Origin of the sequence: Serratia aquatilis, from assembly GCF_044865145.1 — a bacterium.
GTDB lineage: Bacteria > Pseudomonadota > Gammaproteobacteria > Enterobacterales > Enterobacteriaceae > Chania > Chania aquatilis.
In genome coordinates this window covers 1,268,848-1,284,405 of the sequence record NZ_CP173186.1, presented here as the reverse complement: position 1 = coordinate 1,284,405, position 15,558 = coordinate 1,268,848, and the positions used below count along the sequence as shown (strand labels likewise).

12 protein-coding genes are annotated in these 15,558 nt (G+C 50.5%); all 12 read right to left on the bottom strand.

Features of this window, described 5'->3' with window-relative positions; translation table 11 throughout:
- Positions 1-2 precede the first annotated feature (2 nt).
- Positions 3-2,609, bottom strand: coding sequence for a fimbria/pilus outer membrane usher protein (locus SAQUA_RS05825; protein ID WP_380673975.1), 2,607 nt, complete (start codon positions 2,607-2,609; stop codon positions 3-5).
- A gap of 106 nt (positions 2,610-2,715) precedes the next feature.
- Positions 2,716-3,390, bottom strand: coding sequence for a molecular chaperone (locus SAQUA_RS05820; protein ID WP_380673976.1), 675 nt, complete (start codon positions 3,388-3,390; stop codon positions 2,716-2,718).
- Positions 3,391-3,490: 100 nt separating this feature from the next.
- The gene (locus tag SAQUA_RS05815) at positions 3,491-4,024 is read right to left on the bottom strand and encodes a fimbrial protein (RefSeq protein WP_380673977.1); all 534 of its coding nucleotides are present in this window, start codon (positions 4,022-4,024) and stop codon (positions 3,491-3,493) included.
- Positions 4,025-4,519: 495 nt separating this feature from the next.
- The gene (locus SAQUA_RS05810; protein WP_380673978.1) at positions 4,520-5,068 is read right to left on the bottom strand and encodes a tyrosine-type DNA invertase; all 549 of its coding nucleotides are present in this window, start codon (positions 5,066-5,068) and stop codon (positions 4,520-4,522) included.
- A gap of 768 nt (positions 5,069-5,836) precedes the next feature.
- On the bottom strand, positions 5,837-6,565 hold the full coding sequence (locus tag SAQUA_RS05805) for an SDR family oxidoreductase (RefSeq protein ID WP_380673979.1): 729 nt from the start codon (positions 6,563-6,565) through the stop codon (positions 5,837-5,839).
- 2 nt (positions 6,566-6,567) lie between these two features.
- Positions 6,568-6,807 carry an acyl carrier protein gene (locus SAQUA_RS05800; RefSeq protein WP_380673980.1) on the bottom strand — a complete coding sequence of 80 codons (240 nt, stop codon included), beginning with the start codon at positions 6,805-6,807 and terminating at the stop codon, positions 6,568-6,570.
- 14 nt (positions 6,808-6,821) lie between these two features.
- The gene (locus SAQUA_RS05795) at positions 6,822-7,625 is read right to left on the bottom strand and encodes a hypothetical protein (protein ID WP_380673981.1); all 804 of its coding nucleotides are present in this window, start codon (positions 7,623-7,625) and stop codon (positions 6,822-6,824) included.
- 2 nt (positions 7,626-7,627) lie between these two features.
- Positions 7,628-8,878: a beta-ketoacyl-[acyl-carrier-protein] synthase family protein gene (locus SAQUA_RS05790; RefSeq protein WP_380673982.1), complete on the bottom strand. Its 1,251-nt coding sequence runs from the start codon at positions 8,876-8,878 to the stop codon at positions 7,628-7,630.
- Positions 8,871-10,268 carry an efflux transporter outer membrane subunit gene (locus SAQUA_RS05785; protein ID WP_380674188.1) on the bottom strand — a complete coding sequence of 466 codons (1,398 nt, stop codon included), beginning with the start codon at positions 10,266-10,268 and terminating at the stop codon, positions 8,871-8,873. The genes SAQUA_RS05790 and SAQUA_RS05785 overlap by 8 nt, the downstream gene beginning before the upstream one ends.
- 2 nt (positions 10,269-10,270) lie before the next feature.
- On the bottom strand, positions 10,271-12,226 hold the full coding sequence (locus SAQUA_RS05780; protein ID WP_380673983.1) for a MacB family efflux pump subunit: 1,956 nt from the start codon (positions 12,224-12,226) through the stop codon (positions 10,271-10,273).
- A complete protein-coding gene (locus SAQUA_RS05775; RefSeq protein WP_380673984.1) occupies positions 12,219-13,394 on the bottom strand; it encodes an efflux RND transporter periplasmic adaptor subunit in 1,176 nt (391 codons plus the stop codon). The genes SAQUA_RS05780 and SAQUA_RS05775 overlap by 8 nt, the downstream gene beginning before the upstream one ends.
- A complete protein-coding gene (locus tag SAQUA_RS05770) occupies positions 13,394-15,544 on the bottom strand; it encodes a peptidase domain-containing ABC transporter (protein ID WP_380673985.1) in 2,151 nt (716 codons plus the stop codon). The genes SAQUA_RS05775 and SAQUA_RS05770 overlap by 1 nt, the downstream gene beginning before the upstream one ends.
- Between the last annotated feature and the right edge of the window lie 14 nt (positions 15,545-15,558).

Sequence of the window (15,558 nt, the reverse complement as noted above, 5' to 3'; positions counted from 1 at the left end):
CTTTATAAACACTGGCTATTCATTAACAGAATGCCGGTATTCTCTTTCCGCTCCGCCAGACTGTAAGACACCTGACACTGTTCTGAAGAGGTCGTGCCCCATTTAACGTTCAGCTTGCCACTCCCGGTCATACCGGTGAGATACACCTGCCCGCTATCACCCACAATGCTGGCATTCTGGCCGTCGGCACTGGTCACGGTAGCGCCAAACGGTACCGGTGCCCCGCCCTGCATCAATATCGTCATCAACACACGTTGACCAACATTGGGTTTGAAGTCCGCACGGACGACTGCACCACGGGTTGGGATCACTGTCTGGCTGGTCAGGGTCATATCGACATCATCTGGCATGGTGGTGGTATCCAGTGCGACACTGTTTTTGCGATAAACCGTTGCGTATGGCACCACCGCATAGCCACGCCAGTCGGTGGTCACCCCGGTCTGGTTGGCAATATTGACATCTTTTGCCCCCGGCGCTTTCACCAATACCACCGTTTCACCCAAGGACTGGGAAAGCGTCACGCCATTCTCATGCACCATGACTCCGCCCTGCACACCGTAGTTGATCCGCTGTTGATAGTGGTCATAACCATAGCCCGCGTTCACTTCACCCAAACCACCACGGTAGCGCAGGTTGGCGTTACCATTCGCGCCCTGACCGCCACTGGTATAGCCCTGGCTGATACCATAGTTCAGATTGCCACTCGGCAATGCGCTACCGTTAATCCCAACCGTATTGCTGGTTGAACCGCGCCGGCTGGTATTCAGGCTGTAACTGGCAGAGCTGTTTGCCAGCCACTTGCTTAACGGCACGCTAATGTTGAAGGAGAAGATCTGATCGCTAAAGTTGGTCTGCTCACCATTACTGTTGTAACCGTTTTTGCTGTAGGTATAGAACATGCCATAGCTGATACTGTTCCAACTGTTGTTGTATCCCAAGCTCATCGACTGGTTGCGGCGGTTATCATCCCAGTAGTCTTCCCTGACCAGGCTCAGAGACAGCGCTCCGGCGCCTTGCCACAGGTTTTGGCTTAGCGTCAGTTCAGCCCTGTTCTTCCTACGGCTAAGGTAAGACGAAGTTCCGCTGTTGGTGTAGGTATCCAAGGCTTCTTGCAACGTGAAGAAGCCCTGGGTGGAATAGCGATAACTCGCCAGGCTGAAGTTGGTACCCGTTTCAACAAAGCTCTTACCGTAGCGCATACGCCAGGATTGACCACTTTCTTTCCGTGAGTTATCAGGTTTGGTCCAGGCTTGTGTCACGTCGGCAGATATCGCGCCGATCACCCCCATATTCTGGCCCCAGCCAAAGGCTAGTGACTGATATTTACTGGCAGCCTGCACTCCACCATAAATCGTCGCGCCCCAAGGTAAGCCATAAATTGCTGTTCCCTGAGTAAACGGCGTTTTCTCAACGTCATCGTTATAGGAGCGGTATTGACCACTGGTTAGGCTATATTTGAAGTATCCTTCGCGTTGCAGAACCGGCACCGAGGCAAATGGCACTACCAGGAGCTGTTGGCTGCCATCCGCTTCCTTGATGGTTACATTCAGATCGCCACTGCCTGAGGTTGGATACAAGTCATTGATTACAAAAGCCCCAGGAGGTACATAGCTCTGATAGATGATGAAGCCGTTCTGCCGGATCGTGACCTGGGCGTTACTACGGGCAATCCCACGTACTACAGGCGCATAACCTTTCATACTGGCTGGCAACATTTCGTCATCAGAACTCAGTTGGCCACCACGGAAGGGGACGCTGTCAAAGACATCGCTAGATGAGGTACTTTCCCCCAATACCAACTGGCTTTTCAGCGCGATAATGTCGCGCTGTAAATAGGTGTTAATGGAGTCCCAGCGGCTTTGACCATCACTGTTTCTATTCCAGGATGAATAGTTACGCAAACGCCACGCACCCAAGTTTGCCCCCGAACGCAAACTCAGGAAATAGCTACTGTTGTTGCTGTTAGCATTAATACCTTCGACACTCTCGTTATTATCACTGCCATTGTTGTTATAGTTGTCGTTATTACGAGACCAATTATTGGCGCCAGAAAAGGTGTAATTCACCAACAGAGCCGGGACACCCTGATCCCACTTATCTGGTGAGACATACTCACGGGCCATCGAGTTCAGGGCAGCCTGCGGAATACTCAGATCCAGCCGTTGCTGGTTGAAACGGAAATTGGCTGATGCTTGTGGGATAGCACTCGAGAGATTGACGCACTGCGCGGAAGCCTGGATGGCCGGAAAAGAATTGATCCTGACACCCATTGTTTCGAGCATGCTGCTGCTGATACAAGGCTGCAGGCTCTCTTTGCCAGTAGCATCTTTCTGTAAGGAGAAGTCGAGCTCTTGGGTATCCACCATACTGCCATTCAAAAACACGTCAACGCGGTATTTACCCGGAGCCTGGTTGACCCCATCCTCAAAAACCGTCAGGTCAGCCCCTCGCTGAGACGGATTATCAAGCTCTAGCAATGCTGGGTTAAAGTAATCGCGAGCCTGTATGCTACCGGAAATCCCCATAAGCATCGCGATCTGACACGAAATAAGCCAAGCAAGAGGGGTACGGTTAAATCCGCGAGAGCCTAAACGCTTCGGGTTCTTCATCCATTTAACTCCATTTATCAGCAGTGCCAATCAATGTTGGCTGACCGCGTCCATTCCCCGTCACTACCTGTGCAGGGATTGTTTTTAGTTATTCTGGCGACTGTTTTTAAATATTCCCGGTGAACGGTTTACTGGTACCACCATAATCGTTAATGATTTCCCAGCTCAAAGCACCACCACTGTTACCTGCCGGTAATTCAAAGCGGGCGCTGGATTTCGGTGCAACCATGGTGGTATTTTTCAGCAAGGTGCCATTTACCTTCACTTTGAAGAAAGTAACGTAATAAGGCGATGGGTTGGTCACTTGAAGAAAATTACCGCTACGCTGCCACTGTAACCCTTTTGCCGCTTCATCCAACGAGCCTGGCAATCCCTGCGGGCGATAAATCAGCTTCATGCGCGTTTTAATCGCAATTTGCAATGAATTCTCTTTTTTCTCCGCTGAAGGGATCGATTTAATATTCATCCAATATAAAGATTCTCTATCGGTTGGCAGATTACCGCCAGCACGTACCACGCGCAGAATATTGTCTTGCCCACCATCCAGACGGAATAAAGGAGGGGTAATGATAAATGGAGTTTTAGAAGTATCACCTTCCTGTAAATCTACCCAGGACTGGATCAGATACGGTATCTTGTCGGGATTGCTCACCCCGATAGAAGACTCTTTTTTTCCACCGTCATAAATCAAACGCGTACCACCAACAACGATGCCCGCCTGGGCCTGCATTCCGAAGGTGAATAAGAGCGCTGCAACTATTGTACTCCGCCAGACTTTCATTTCTTGTTCATCCACTTAACCATTAAGATAAAAGCCAGGGGAGACTGGTGTCCCCCTGACCATGCCTTATGCTGCCGGCGTAGACGCGGGCAGATAAAACTTACTGATAAGCGATGGTGAAGTTGCTGACGGCGTTAGCCACACCAGGGTTAACGATGTCGGCAGTTGAGACATAGCTCGCAACGAATTTCAGTTCGTTCTCAACGCTGCCACTAACCAGATTGGCAGGGGTTGAGTCCTGGAACAGGTTGATCACTCTATTGTTGCTGTCAGAGATCTGAATACCAACGCCAGTTGCAACGCCTGGTTCAGTAGTCAATGCCAAGATGGCGTTGTTGCCTGGTACCTGAGTACCGCTAAAACGCACGCTAGCTGTAGAAACGGTGGTTGGGCAGTTGGTCAGTATAATAGAAAAATCTTTATCACCAGCAGTTGCACCAGACTGAGGGAAAGCAGTGGCAGCAATCTTTTTCAGATTAACAATTTGGTCCTTGGTATCAGCAGAAACTTCGCAACCCTGTGGAATAATCTCACCAGTAAAACGAACTGTGCCGTCACCACCAGGTGCAGCAAATACACCGGATGTCAACGCAGAGGTAGCAAGCACAGCAATGGCGATCAGCTTCTTATTCATACTACTTTTCCTTTAAAATAATGCACTTCTTATGCATTTGTTTATTTTTGACATAACCCTATGTCATTCCCTTTATTTAGTTCATAGCCTGGAAGCCACCTCCGCCAATAGACATTGAGCAGCGCTAACCTTTCCAGCCAAACGATTCATTTTGAACTAAAGTGACTCCTTTAGTTTTAAAATCTACCAAATGGGATTAAAAGTTAATTAAGTAATATTTTATTCTTAATTCTTAATATAAATTAAGATAAAAAACTACATTAAAAAAAAGAGGAATTTAGTCTTAGGTTTTGCAGTAGGAAAAAACAAGAAAAAACTTAGATTTACACAGAGGATTTAAAGCGACTTTATTTAGATAAGTTATTGTTATTAATATGTTTTTTTCATAAAATTAAAATAATAAATTGTTAATGTTGACATTATTTTTATGCATCCTTAGAGTATGTTTCAATTTAGTTCAAAGTGACTCATTAGACATATTTAATTACACCTCAGTTACCATACTTCCTTAAACCTTCTGGCGTTACTTGCGGTATATAACACCGTGTTCTGAATATTCCTGTGACCAAGAAAATCCTGAATCAACCGTGTATCAATCCCTCTATCCGCCAAAGCGAAACCACAGCCATGACGCAACATGTGAGGATGAGCATTCACCTCGAGATTAGCAGCCTCACTGTAATTACGAATCAACCAATAAATGCGTTGGCGCGATAAGCGGGAACCTCGGTTAGAAAGAAAAAGCCATTCACTGTCAGCCCCTCGGTAATTCTTTCTCTTTGCCATCCAACGCTGTAGGCATTTCCTTTCGCGAACATACAATGGGTGGACCGTCGAAAAACCATTTTTCAATCTATGGATATAGATATTCCCTCCTTCAAGGTCAATATCTGATAACCGCCAACTATTTATCTCACTGACTCGGCAACCGTGGATAAAACACATCCAAATCAAGCAGTAATCGCGCTCAGGATTTTTACCCCTCAAGGTTGCCTCAAGCAACTTCTCGACTTCAGAAGGTGTTAAATGCTTACGACTGGTCATAGTACCTCTTACTCTTCACAAAGAAAAATGTGGATTTCTTTTTCCTTTGTCAACTCCACAGCAGTTTTCAGGAGTATTCCTCCTGCCTCCGGAAACATCCTTAATCCTGCGTGGAGTATAGCTGATAAGTGCGATTGTGACAGCCTCGAGATTAGGTAAATCAAGGCATAAACTGAGAAACTTAAGCATCTCTCATGTAAAAAAAAAAGGGTGGTGACCTTAAGAAAATTCGCTATTAATCATAGAGTAAAATAATTATACATATTCTGAATATTCTGCCAGCTCGATTCACTCACAATACAATATTCAGGCCTAAGTAAAGTCTTAAAAAATAAAGTTTAAAAAACAACCTGAGGTATGGAATAATCTTAGCCGTTTTAACCATTACTTTATTTTTATTAATTAACAAAGGTGAAAATAAAATTAATATACTCTAAATAATTCGAGTTGCATGTAGGCGGCAAGACCGAGAGTCGCCAGGAGCATAGCCCACTATGTGACTGGTGCGATTGGTCGCAGCTAACACCCATGCAACTTGAAGTATGACGAGTATATCCGATAATTAATTCGAATTGCCTGAACGATGCTTACAACTGCCCGAAAAGGCGAGAAACAACGGCGGGCCGAGTAACTCAGCAAACGCCTCTGCATTTTGATGTCTGACGAGTATTGATACTCTGGTTTTAAAGGAAGTCAGGAGCCCAAGGATAGGCTCCAAATGTGGGGTAGGTAGGGATATGCAGAGATCTCCCTACACAATGGTGGGGTTCAGGCGGTCAAGCCGCCATCAAGTATCAAGGTCTGCCCTGTCATATAACGGCTGTCTTCACCGATAAGAAACGCCGTCGCTTTGGCAACCTCACTGGCTTTCCCTAAACGACGTAAAGGAATTTGCTTGCGCAGTGCCTTCAGTGCCTCTGCCGGAATGGCCTGTGTCATCTCACTTTCAATAATCCCTGGTAACAGGCAATTCACCCGGATACCAAAGCGAGCCACCTCCAGCGCCAGCGATTTGCCCATGCCAATCATCGCCGCTTTACTGGCACCATAAGCCGTTTGCCCAATATTGCCTTTGATACCAGTCACCGAAGACATCAGCACTATCGCCCCTTCCCCTTGCGCCATCATTGCAGGCAGCAGATGCCGGTTCCAATAGAATATGGCATTCAGGTTGGTATCGATGACCTGCCGCCAGCGTTCCCCAGTTTGCTTTATCTGCAAGCCGTCGAGCGTGATACCCGCATTATGGATCACTGCATAGGGAGCGCCATAACGAGCCAGTAAGTCTGGGGCAGCAAGGTCCACCGCCTGTTCATCACTGCCATCACACACGCAGCATTCAACCCATAAACCAGGCTGCACCTCAATGGCCTCTGCACTTTGCGGCTGTTGACCTCGGCTGGTGAAGACCACATTCCACTGTTTAGACAACTCCTCCACCAACGCACGACCAATACCCCGCCTGCCGCCGGTCACTAACACCCATTGCTTGGTCATAACTATTTTGCCAGGCTCTGACAGAGCTCACCCAGTGTCATGGTCGGATTTGCGATAAACATTTCAGCAGTCAACGTTGCACCAAACTCGCGTTTAGCCAATACCATCAATTCGACATAGTCCAGGCTATCCAGTTTCAGTTGATGCAAAGGCATTTCTGGAGAAAGATCGGTCAGCTCAAGGTCTTTGGCATCACAAATCATTTCACAGACGGCGTTGTAAACCTGCTCGTATTTTTCCATGGTTAACTCCTTATTCAATTCACGGCCACCGGCCATGTTTTCAAAGTTACTGCGGTAGTCATCAGCGGTTGATGCTGCAATCTGGCCTGGACCACTGCGCGTAAAACAAAGCCACTGTGGCTATTTCCCATTATCAACATCGGCAGAATGGCGTAGTAAAGCCGCTCTGCCGCTTGAAAATAGCTATCAGCAGCAAATAGTCTGGCACTGAAGTGGGTTTCATGGTGCGTCTGCACCACCGGGATCTGGCTAAATACCTCGATCAGCGTCGTCGCAGCCAATTCTGGTAACGCCGAAGTTAACATCGCTAACATATCCGGTGATTTCACCAGCCGTTGGAACAACAGCGCGTCTAGGAAGCCCCAGGTCTGGGTGATATCTGAAACATCGCCAGGAAACTGCTGGCCTTGAGTGAAAACCTCATCGGCTGTCAGAACATATTCCCGTTCGCCAGGGCTTAATACCAACGGCTCGGCTGAAGTTAACTTGCTGCTGAAGCAACTTTCCTGCGTCGTACTGTCCAGCAACTTGCCGGTCACCCGTTCGCCGTTGCCGGCTATCTGCAAATGATAGGGCGTTTGACAGAGTACTGGCTGACGCAGGCGCGTGCTGAAAACATAAAAATCCTGTTGTGGTTCGCCTGCAAGTAGCGCAGCACTGAGCTGACGTTTCATATCCAACATTGCTCGCATACCGTGGACGCTTAACTTCTCTGCCCCCATCTTGCGAACATGTTGTAAATCAAAATGGATCGGATTGTAGTCGCCAGAAAAGGCAGCCCACGCCTCAGCATCCCGTAGGGTATAGGTGTAATCCATGCTCACGCCTTGCCGATCACTAAAGCCGCGTTGGCACCGCCAAAGCCAAAACTCAGATTCAACGTATTAGTCAGCGCCGCTGGGCGGTGGCCTTCGCTGATATAATCCAGATCACACAGCGGGTCGGCGTTTTTGAGGTGGCAGGTGGCAGGCATCAGTTGATGCTGCAACGCCTGCAGGCAAATAATGGATTCATAGCTGCCTGCCGCCGCAATCAAATGCCCGGAGTACGATTTGGTGCTGGAAAGCGGTGTGGTGTAGGCCGCTTCGCCGAATGCCAACTTGATCGCCTGAGTTTCATTCAGATCGTTGAGGGGCGTCGATGTACCGTGTGCATTGATGTAATCAATCTCAGAGGCAGCCAGTCCGGCCTGTTGCAGCGCGTACTGGATGGTTTTCACCCGGGCAATTTTATCTTCTGCCGGGGCAGTAAAATCGAAGGCATCGGAATAGTTACCATAGCCCTTAATCTCCCCCAGGATTGTTGCCCCACGGGCCAGCGCGGCTTCGCGCTCTTCCAGGCACACAACAGCAGCCCCTTCAGAGAGCACAAAACCGTTGCGATCAAGGCTAAACGGGCAACAGGCCTTGCTGATATCTTCCTGCTCACTGGCCAGCGCACGCAATACGTCGATATTCCAAACCGCAGCATCGGTGCGCAAAGATTCACCCGCCCCCGCCAACATCATTGCTGCGCGACCACTGCGAATCACTTCAAAAGCATCTCCGATGGCAATAGTCCCTGTCGCACAGGCGGCTATCGGGCTATTTTGATAACCCCGCAGGCCCCAATAGAGGCTACAGGCCGCTGTGGCCGCATTAGGCATTGAAAGGAAGCAACCAAAGGGTGAGCCCAGTCCGGTCCGCTGGTAGTCTGCATAATTATTATGGGTTTCATCCTGACCCGCCCAACCGCTACCGATGATGGTGCCACAGTCCAACAGGTCGTAATAAGCTGCCGGGCTTTCACTGTGGAATGCCATTTCCATCGCTTCACGGGCGGCTGCCAACACTAGCCTGGCATAACGCGGCAAGCGGCGGCGGATCGCAGCGGGCACCCCTTTCAGATTGGGCTCTTCATCTATCACACCAAAGAAACGAGACTGAACCCCATCGCTGGATCTATCGTAGTAGCGATAACCCAACTGGTAATCCATCATTGCCTCCCAGCTTCGTTCGGCATTCATCCCCATCGGGGTTATCGCCCCATAGCCAGTCACGACCACCCGGCGTGGCAAAGGATCTCTATTCATGTTTTTCTTCCCTAATGTTTTCTTTTTCCATACCGCCGCCCAACGCTAACCACAGTTTCATGGTGGCATTGAGGTAGTTGTACTGCAGGTCGGACAAATTGGTTTCAATGGTCAACAGCGCATCCTCAGCATCCAGCAAGGTCTGGAGAGAGACAGCTCCGGCCTGATACTGGCTCTTGGCCAGCGCCAAGCGCTGCTGGCTGAGCTTCAGGCTCTGCTGCTGGTTTTTTCTTTGCTGCTGATAACTGAGGCGCTGAGTCATGGCGTTATCCACGTCGGATAGCGCGCTGTAAACCTTGCTACGAAAGGCGATCGCCGCCTGTTTGACGTCCAACTGCGATTTTTCGATAGTCAGTTGCACCGTCTGCCACTGCACAAATGGCAAGGTGGCGCCGGAGCCAAGCGTTCGGGTTGGGTTACTGAACCACTGCTGGAAAACGCTGCTGGCCGCGCCGAGCGAAGCCGTCAGTGAAAGCGTCGGGTAGAAACTCAAGCGCTCCACATCCGAACCTGCCAGGGCTGCACGCAGCCGCCCTTCTGCAGCCTTCACATCTGGCCGGCGGGCAATCACCTCAACCGGTAGCGTCTTAGCGATCGCCACATCCTGATCGATATCCAGTGAAGGACGTTCTGCCTGACGATCGGTGGGTGAGCGGTTAAAAAGGATCGCCAGAGCATTCCTGGCCTCTTCACGCTTTTGCTGCAAGCTGCGATATTGGTTTTCACGATCGAGCAGGGATTGTTGCGCCTGTAACAGATCGATCTGCCCTGCTGCACCCGCCGCATAGCGTGACTGCACCATCTCCAGCGTTTTGCTGCCAATCTCCAGCCCCGCTTTCTGCTGCGCGATCTGTTGGTTGAGATTGGCGATCTGCCAATAATATTGTGCCGTGCTGCCTATCAGCGTCAGCGCAGTATTTTGCCGATCCTGTTCCGTGGCTTCGACCTGCCATTGCGCCTGCTCCCTGGCTCGCGCCAGCTTACCCCACAGATCCAGCTCATAGCTGAGATCCAGCGAACTGCTGTAAGACTCAACCGGCGTTCTATCCTTACGCAGATTACTGCTATTACTAGCAGCACCGCTGACCGCCACGTCCGGTGTCAGATTGGTATTGGTTAACCCAGCTGCCAGCCGCGCCTGCTGCAACTGCAACCCGGCGATGGCCAAATCGTTGTTGCTGGTAAGCGCACGGCCAATCAGAGTAGATAACTGTGGATCGTTGAAATTATCCCACCAGTGCTCGGTGTGTTGCAGATAGCCAGAGCCGGTATCCTCTACCCGCCAATGCGTGGGTACCGACAACATGGGCGGTTGGTAGTCACTTTTAACCAGGGAGCCGCAACCACTCAGCAGCAGGGATAGCGCTATTGCCAGAGAGAGTCTGTTCATCATTACTCGCGCGCCAGCGCCTCCGTTGGGTGAAGGCGCGCCGCATTGCGCGCGGGGAAAAAACCGAACCCCAGACCAATCAGTGCCGAAGAACCACAGGCCAGTAAGATCGGTGGCCAGGTAAAGACCATGGTGAACTCCTGGGTCACCCAGGAGAAAATCACGCCGGCTACCCCGGAGCCAATAACGCCGATAATCCCCCCCAGCGAGCAGATCACCATGGCTTCGATCAGAAACTGGCGCATGATGTCCACTGGACGCGCGCCCACAGAAAGGCGTATACCAATCTCATGGGTGCGCTCGGTCACCGAAACCAGCATGATGTTCATTACCCCCACCCCCCCCACCAGCAGTGAAATCCCGGCAATCGCGGTGATCAGCAAAGTCATGGAGTCCGAAGCTTTGCGAATTGTCTGCGTCATCTGATCGTTGGTCTGGGTAAAAAAGTCACGTTGGCCGTGAACCTGCTCCAACAACCGTTCCACGCTGCCTTGCACTTCACGCAGGGAACTCCCTTCATGGACGCGCAGCGTTATCGACTCGATAGGCATGTTGCCGGACATCCGTTCCAGCAACGAGGTGTATGGCATCCAGGCACCCAACATCATGCCGCTGAACTTTCCCCCCTTACGCTCGGCGACCCCGATCACCCGGTAAGGCGTACCGGCAAGTTGTACTATTTCCCCTTCAGGAACCTCACCCTGCTCAAATAGCGTTGAGCGTAATTCGGGATCGATGATCACTACCGGCTCTCGCTCATCAAGATCGCGTTGGGTAAAGCTATTGCCAGACAGGAAATTCAGCCCCTGAACGCGAAAATAGGCATTACTGATACCCGAAATAGACACCTGAACCTGCTTGCCTCCACGCACGGCAGTAACGCTGGTGCTAACGACCGGAGAGACACTATCGACATAGGGTTGCCGTGCCAGTAGTTCAACATCAGAGATGGTCAGCGAACGAGCAAAATCCGCACGCGGTTGATCCCAGCCAAGTCCAGGGCGGATCTCCAGCGTACTGATCCCTAATTGGCTAATTTCATTCAGAATGCTTTGGCGAGCCCCTTCCCCAACGGCCATTGATGACACCACGGAAGAGATGCCGATAATGATGCCCAGCATCGACAGAAAAGCCCTGACTCGATGCCCTAATAGGGCTCGCCAGGCCATTTTTACTGCTTCTTTCACACTCTGCCAGAACAGTGTGCGCCCGGTGGCGGCAGCGGCGGGCAACGCCGTTTTGGTTTCCTGCGGTGCAACGGCCTGATTGAGACGATCGGCAATAATCTCACCATCGCTGATTTCAATAATGCGTTGTGCCTGATTGGCGACGTCACGATCGTGGGTAACAATAATGATGGTATGCCCAGATTGATGCAGGGAGTGCAGGATCCCCATCAGTTCCTGGCCGCTGGTACGGTCGAGTGCGCCGGTAGGTTCATCAGCCAGAATAATTTCCGCCCCGTTCATCAAGGCACGGGCGATACTGACACGTTGTTGCTGCCCACCCGAAAGCTGTGCCGGTTTATACTCCATCCGTTGTTGCAACCCGAGCCGCGTAAGCAGATATTCAGCTCGAGACTGGCGTTCGGCGGCAGGCATCGCGGTATACAATGCCGGTACGGCAACGTTTTCCACTGCGCTCAGATAAGGCATCAGGTGATAACGCTGAAAGATAAAGCCGATGTATTGGCTGCGTAATTGGGCCAATTGTTCACTGCTGGCAAGCCGTGTTGAGATGCCTTTGATATGCATCTCACCCTGTGTCGGTTGATCCAGGCAGCCGATGATATTCATCAGTGTCGATTTCCCCGAGCCCGAGGCACCAACGATCGCCACCATTTCGCCCCGTTGAATGGTCAGTGAAATATTCTTCAGCACCGCAACCGTCTGTAATCCAGAAACAAAATGACGGAAAATGCCGTGTAATTGGATCAGAGGAGGAGATTGATCACCCATTGTTGCCATTCCCCATCACGTGCTGGGCCAAGACCACACGCTCGCCCTCTTTTAACCCCTCTTTCACTTCAGCAAACTGACTGTCGTTAAGGCCAATCTCCACCCAGCGGGACTCGACCTGTTCGCCGTTCATCACTTGCACCTGATAGCGGTCTTTACCCTGCTGTGCTCCCAGCGCGGCAACCGGCACACGTAATGCATTCTTAGCCTGTTCGGTAATGATAAATACCTGCGCAGTCATTGAAGTGCGCAACAGACGTTTCCTATTGGCAATGGCAAATACCCCTGTGTAGTACACCGCCGAAGGTTGTTGATTAGCAGAAGAGAAAACGTTGTCTTCCCTTAACGCATCGCTAGGGGCTTCCTGGAGCGAGCCCATTACGCTGTCATAACGGTGTTTGGGGTCGGCAACCACATAGAACCACAAAGGCTGTCCTACGCGGACTTTGAGAATATCGGTTTCAGAAATGCGGGTGTGAACCGTCATCGTGTCCACATCTGCCAATACCAGGATCGTCGGTACGGTTTGTGAAGACACAATGGTTTGCCCCTCTTTGGTGACAATCCCCAACACTTCACCATCAATCGGGGCGACAATCCGGGTGAAGCTCAGGTTGGCTCGGGCCGTTTCCAGTTCCATCTGAGCCTGGACAATCTGCGCCTCATTCACTTTCAGCTGCGCAACCTGGGTTTGGAACTGAGCCTGTGCTCTCTCTAGTTCGCTTTTTACTCCAGAACCGTCACGATCCATTCTCAGCTGACGTTTCAGCTCTTGCTGATACTGCCTGAGCGTTGCCTGGGTGACCTGTTTCTGTGCCATGGCACTTTGTAATGCGGCTTCTGATTTACGCAGTGCGTTCTGTTGTAATGTGGGGTCAATCTCCGCCAGTAGTTGTCCACGGGTAACGCGATCGCCTTGTTTCACATACAATTTCTGCAACTGCCCATTAACCTGGGCACCTACGCTAACCTGCAGTGCCGGTTTAAGAATACCGGTTGCCAGCACGGTTTTCTCAATATCACCACGGGTCACATCTTCGGTATTCAACAGAGTATTTTGGGCTGGGGAAGTGAAATGCCAAGCAGCAGCACCGATCAAAATCGCCAATACCAACAGGGCGATAAACGCTATTGCGCGTGTTTTGTGTCTAGCAATCCCTGGTTTCATCAACACACCGCCGTTGCCAGCATTGGCTGCGGTTCAAACATCGTACCTATGGCTTCAATGCGGCCACTATTCATGCGGTAAACCCGATCAAACATTGGCAGCACACTCTCACTATGCGTAACGATGATCAGCGTTTTATGGTATTCACGGCAATGGGCCAGCAGTGTGGTCATTACCTGATGCGCCGTCTCTTCATCCAAGTTGGCAGTAGGCTCATCCAATACCAACACCGGGCAATCACTGTACATTGCCCGCGCTAACAGCAAACGTTGCCGCTGGCCGAGTGACAGCCCGGCATGACTTTCGCGGATCAACGCATTCAAACCACCCGGCAGTTTATCCACCACCGAACGCAGATTAAGGCCCGCAAGCGAACGTTCAATTCGCTGATGCTTACGCTCATCGAAGTCGTCATCAAACAAAGTAATGTTCTGCAACACCGAGGCGTTGAACAAAATGTCTTCCTGGCTCTGCAGGAAAAACAGTGCGTGTATATGGCGATAGAGGAGCGGCTGACCGTCGACGATCACCTCACCTTGCTGCGGAGCCATCAACCCTGTCATCACCTTCAACAGCGTGCTTTTACCCGCCCCCGACTCACCGACAATAGCAATGCTTTCACCAGGCTTGAGCGATAAACAGAGATCGTGCAGCACCGGCTGTTGCGCATCATAGGCAAACGAGAGGTTGCGATAACGCAAGTGTGAGGTGAATTTGGGTATTGCCGCTGGCACCGCATCTTCACCTGCTACATCTTGAGCAGGTGAAGGTGGGAACAGGTCCTGAGCACGAGTATCAATAACGTGCAGTTGGTTCTTTTGCAGAATGGAATAGAAAATTTTGGTGATATAGGAGGTGAAAATCTCACGAACGAAACTATAGGCAAAGAACTCCCCCAGCGTAATAGTGCCGTTCTTCAACAGCGGCAGTGCAAGGAACATGAAAACCACCATCTCCAGGCTGCCAATTAATTGATACAGGCTGCTTTTTACCTGCTCATACACTTTCTGTTGCTGACGGCAGGTGAACAGCGACAACGCAAACTTGGCAAACATGCTTTTACGTTGGTTACCCAGCCCGGCAGATTTAATGGTGGAGAACCCCTGGATACTCTCCAGAATGAAGTCACTCTGCTCGGCGGTTTTTACCTGTAACTGCTGGGTATAATAGCGGTCGCGATAAATAGCCCATACGCTGATCAGCCCCATCAGCGTGACCCCGATGCCCGATACCATTGCCAGCAGTGGGCTCATGTAACACATCACCGCCAGAGCAATAGCGCCAATAATCCAGTCTGTCCGTAACCCGTTATCCAGTTCGATCTTTATGCCCGAGGCCATCTGCCAGTTGGAGAAGCGGCTGAAAACCTCACCCGGAGCGCGTTTATCAAAAAAATTCAGCGAGTTACTTAGCAAGCGTGAAAATCCGGCTACGCTATTGACCACCACAAAACGTTTAATATACCGTTCCGTGATCCAGCAAACGGCAAAGGCTAGCGTGGTCGAAACGACGAATGCCAGCAGGAAATAGAAATACGGGAAGTCGGTTTTACCTGCCGTAGAGAAAACCTGATTGATCGCACTGCTGACCATCGTTGGCATGATAAACAGGGTTAATGAAATCAGAAACGCCAGCAGCATCAAACGGTAAATGCCAGGTATTCTAGCCGTTTCTTTCAGGCTCATACATTCTAGCGCCTTGAAACGCTTGCTGCGCTTTATGTTGGCCTGGGCCAAAGGATCGGTCTGACTTTCATTGTCCAGAACCAATGCATAACCACTGATTTCCAATTTCAACGCATTAATCGGCAACAACTGCTGACCAATCGCCGGATTCATCACACAGACATAGTCCCCTTTACGATATGCCAGCAGAACGTAATGGTTGGCACCGTAATGCAGAATGGCTGGCAAGGGCAATTCCGCCAACTCGTCATGTTCAAAGGCGACAGGATAAGCAGGCATGGCCAGCTCAGACATAATGTTACACAGCGTGATTAGTGAAGTACCGTGCTGTGAGGCGGGATACCGTTCGCGCAGACTCTCCAGCGGCGCACTGATACCCTGAGTTTCAGCCATCATGGCGATACAGGCCAACCCACATTCATTCGTTTCGCCTTGAAATACCAGCGTCGGGATTATCTTTTCCATGATCTGATGTCTTA